The organism is Oleiphilus sp. HI0128 (assembly GCF_001635365.1).
Map to the genome: position 1 here is coordinate 1 of NZ_LWGG01001186.1, position 1,310 is coordinate 1,310.

Consider the following 1,310-nt stretch of genomic DNA (forward strand, 5'->3'; position numbering starts at 1 on the left):
TCAGAGGAATACTAAATGACTAACGTAGCCGACTATTTATTACTTACCGCAGCGTTTTCCTTACTGCTGTCTCTTGCCTTGGCTTGGTTAGCCTCCTTTATCCTTTACGCTGATATAAAAGCACTTAAGCGTCTATTTCCTGCTAGCCACCAGCTTATCCGAGCGCATATTGATTACATCTTGATGTGCCTATTGCTGGTAGCCTGCTATTATTTGAANGAAAAGCTTAGCCTAGAACTACCCGGCTGGGTCATTTACACCACGTGCTTTGGAGCACTGTACAACCCTTTCGGCTTCATTGTGCTAGCTATAAAACCTCACATGGCTAAGCCTAAGTCGACTAGCGATAAAGCCCGCATTCTTCTAGGCTTCTTACCCGCGACAATTGGCTACGGTTACATTATGTGGCTTACCTTGATCACATTATTGTAAGCCCAGTAATCAAACCGCTTCTTCGAGATGGTAAGTCTGTGGTTATTAGCTATGCTAAGGGGTAGAAACAAGCTTATTCAGCTCCATTACAATACAAAGACCACAAATGAAAGCATTCTCAGCACACAACTGCCTGGTTATCTTACCGGCAACTCTTCTCTTTCCTTTAAGTTATTGGTTTGTAGGCGCTAGCACCGAAAACAGCTTACTAGCGTATATCTTGACTACCCTGATATGCTGCACATTGTCTTTGGTTTGGTATCAAAAAATAGTTATTTCACCCATAAACGCAGGAATCTCTGCATTAAAAGCGAACCTCGAAGAGAAGTTTTCTTACTCGACGCAATTAAATACCCAAAACATGTCTGGCGCGCCCAAAGAGTTATTTGAAATTTTGAATCAGCGCCTGAGCAATGCTGAGCAGGCTATACAGGGGATTCACCTTAGAGCCTCCCGCTTGCTCCCTATGAGCGCAGAATTAACCGAAACCTACAGTGCCATGAGCCAGAATACGATGATGCAATCTCATCACGGCGGCGTGTTGAGTGGAGCAATAAATAATATGGTCATGGCGACCGAAAACATCGAACATGACATTGGAGATATCAATAATCATATTCTCGAAATGAATAGCGAGCTCAATAGCTTTGGCGAGCACCTACATGCAACAACTTCCTCAATTGATACCATTGAAAAGCGCATATCTGAGTCGAATGAAGTATTAGATAAATTGCGTAACGATAGCGACCAGATCAACCAGATTATCACCGAGATCACCAGCATCGCAGAGCAAACTAACCTACTGGCACTCAACGCAGCAATCGAAGCAGCCCGTGCAGGCGAACAAGGTCGGGGTTTTGCCGTCGTTGCCGACGAAG

At 44.3% G+C, this 1,310-nt stretch carries 1 protein-coding gene; it reads left to right on the top strand.

Annotation, left to right across the window (positions count from 1 at the left end; all coding sequences use genetic code 11):
- Nucleotides 1–538: 538 nt before the first annotated feature.
- Nucleotides 539–1,310, top strand: a 772-nt coding sequence (locus A3763_RS20035) for a methyl-accepting chemotaxis protein (protein WP_231872269.1), incomplete at its 3' end; no start/stop codon positions are given.